This is a genomic window from Pseudonocardia nigra, assembly GCF_019396355.1.
Lineage (GTDB): Bacteria > Actinomycetota > Actinomycetes > Mycobacteriales > Pseudonocardiaceae > Pseudonocardia > Pseudonocardia nigra.
On sequence record NZ_JAHKRK010000409.1, the window covers coordinates 1 to 2,299 of the forward strand.

General features: G+C 71.6%; 2 protein-coding genes and 2 pseudogenes. All 4 read right to left on the reverse strand.

What is annotated here, in order from left to right; all coding sequences use genetic code 11:
- Window positions 1-325, reverse strand: a pseudogene (locus KME75_RS41025) (NADH-quinone oxidoreductase subunit H); the annotation flags it as partial.
- Entirely contained in the window at window positions 318-950 is a 633-nt protein-coding gene (locus KME75_RS41030) for a hypothetical protein (protein WP_219420380.1), read from the reverse strand. The pseudogene KME75_RS41025 and the gene KME75_RS41030, both read right to left, overlap by 8 nt.
- 500 nt (window positions 951-1,450) lie before the next feature.
- Window positions 1,451-1,801: an NADH-quinone oxidoreductase subunit A gene (locus KME75_RS41035; protein ID WP_219420381.1), complete on the reverse strand. Its 351-nt coding sequence runs from the start codon at window positions 1,799-1,801 to the stop codon at window positions 1,451-1,453.
- A gap of 198 nt (window positions 1,802-1,999) precedes the next feature.
- Window positions 2,000-2,173, reverse strand: a pseudogene (locus KME75_RS41040) (divalent metal cation transporter); the annotation flags it as partial.
- Between the last annotated feature and the right edge of the window lie 126 nt (window positions 2,174-2,299).

Consider the following 2,299-nt stretch of genomic DNA (forward strand, 5'->3'; position numbering starts at 1 on the left):
ACCACACGACGCCCACGCCGAGATCGGCCACCGGCCGCTCCCCCAGCGGCAGCACCGCGGCCGCGAGCAACGCCGCCACCGGCAGCGCGGCCCCGCCGACCCGCCACAGCACCGCATCGGCCGCCACGGTGCGGCGCCGCTGCCCGACCAGAAGGCGTCCGCACTCCTTCACGGGCGCCGCAAACGCCGCCCCGAGACCGGCCGGGCCGCCGCGTGCTCGTGCCGACAGCGCCATGTCGAGCGCCACCGCGGACCAGGTCACCAGACCGAGCAGGGCCGGCAGCAGCAGCACCGACCACAGCGGTAGCGCACGCGGATCACCCACGGCGCACCTCCTCCCGGATCTCGGCCGGTTCCGTGTCCGGGTCGAGCACGGCGACGATCAGCCGGGCCGCCGCGAACTCGGTGCCGACCAGCAGATCCGGCAGGTCGTCGACCGCCGCACGGGGCACGTCCGGTGCGCGGGGGCCGGTCACCGCGGCCTGCACCGCGGCCAGCCGCCGCTCGAGCCGCACCGCGACATCGACATCACCGGCGCCGATCCGCCGCACCAGCCAGCGGAGTGTGCGGGAGCGGCGCACCCTCCCGACGAGCGTCATCACGGACGGGGCCTTCTGCTCGACGGGCATCCCCGCCATCAGGTCGTCGCGGATGCGTCGCGCCCGGGCGGCCTCGTCGGCCCACCCTGCTACAGACAGGAAGCGAGCCAGCGCATCGAGCTCGCGCACCACGGCCCAACCCGGCTCGAGCCAGAACGGGGATGCGGCAGGGGCGTCGAGGACCTCAACCTCGGCTTCCTGGATCACATCACCCTGCAACACGACCCGCACGACGAGTCCGGGCGGCCAGTCGGGCAGAACCGGGCCCAGTGGCACGTGCAGCCGGTCGAGCATCAGCCCGTCGCGGTCCTCCCCCAGGTCCGCCATCGGCAGGCCCCCCGGCATCTCCATGTCCATCCCACCGTGCTCACCGTGGCCACCCTGCTCCCCGTCGCCGCTGTCGCGACCGTCCCCAGCCCCGTGCTCCTGGTGGTCACCTCCCGCACGACCGCCGTGGCGTCCGTCCGCGTGCTCACCCGACCGTTCGTCACCGTCGTCATTTCGTCCCCTCGCGGCCGCGGCACCGCCCGCACCCGCCCCGCGCTGTCGAGCGGCGTCAGCCAGAACCGCCGCTGCGGCGTCGAGTGCGCCGGAGACATCGGCGAACCCGGTGACATCGGCCCGCGCCCGTGGCGCCGGGACCTGCGCCCACACGCGCTCGATCACCGACGCGAGCCCCGGACCGGGAACGCCCGCAACGACGACGAGGTCCGCCTCGCCCGGGCTCGTCGCCTCGGGCCAGCCTCGGCGAGCCAGCTCTGCCTCCGCTCCAAGCCGGGCAGCAGGAAACCCGACGGCCGGTACCACCATTGCGTGTGTACGGCGCGCCCCGACCCGGAGCAGCAGCGATGTCAGGTCCACCGCAGCGCCCCCTCACGCCACGCGTACATCACCCCGACGAACAAGATGCCGAGGAACACGAACATCTCGACCACCGCTGAGGCGCCGACCCGCGACACGACGAGCGTCCACGGGTACATGAACAACATCTCCATGTCGAATGCCAGGAACACCAGCGTCAGGGGATACCAGCGAACGTGGAACCGGGAGAACGCATGCTCGACAGGCGGCAGACCGCCCGCGAACGGCGCAACCTCGATCATGGTGCGCCGAACGGCGAACAACGCCGACAGGCCATAACAGGCCGCCACGATCGCGACCGCGACCGCGAGCAGAACCAGCACGGCGCCGAACTCACCCATCCACACACCTCCGTGCCACCCGCCAACCTCACGATCGCTCCGGTCTCCCATCCACTTCCGGAGCAACTACGTAGATGCCGTACCCGTTGCATCAGTGCGGTAAGCCGGGGGTGTGCAAAGCAAGCAGCCGGGGGCGGCCCCTCGACCTGCTCAGTGAGGCTCTACAGGTCGGCGAATACTTGCGCGAGCAGGAACGCGTTAAAGCGCGATGATCACGGCAGCCACGCCACTCGCGATCACCGTGGTGACTGGCCGATTGACCAGGTCGCCCATGATGTCGCGGCGCCGGGTGAGCAGGATGAGCGGGATGAGGGCGAACGGGATCCCGAAGGAGAGCACGACCTGCGACAGGACGAGCGCCTGCGTGGGATCCAGGGCCCCGGCAAAGTTGCTACGTGATCTTGTAGGTGGTCAGCGGCCGGAGGGTGTCGCGGGCGTGGTGGCGGAGCGCGGCGGCGATGTTGGTGGCGCCCGATAGGCGGAGCGCAGTGATCGCGA

Excerpts from the sequence above, each read along its gene's own strand:
- KME75_RS41030 (WP_219420380.1), bottom strand. The coding sequence starts at position 950 with ATGGAGATGCCGGGGGGCCTGCCGATGGCGGACCTGGGGGAGGACCGC.
- KME75_RS41035 (WP_219420381.1), bottom strand. The coding sequence starts at position 1,801 with ATGGGTGAGTTCGGCGCCGTGCTGGTTCTGCTCGCGGTCGCGGTCGCG.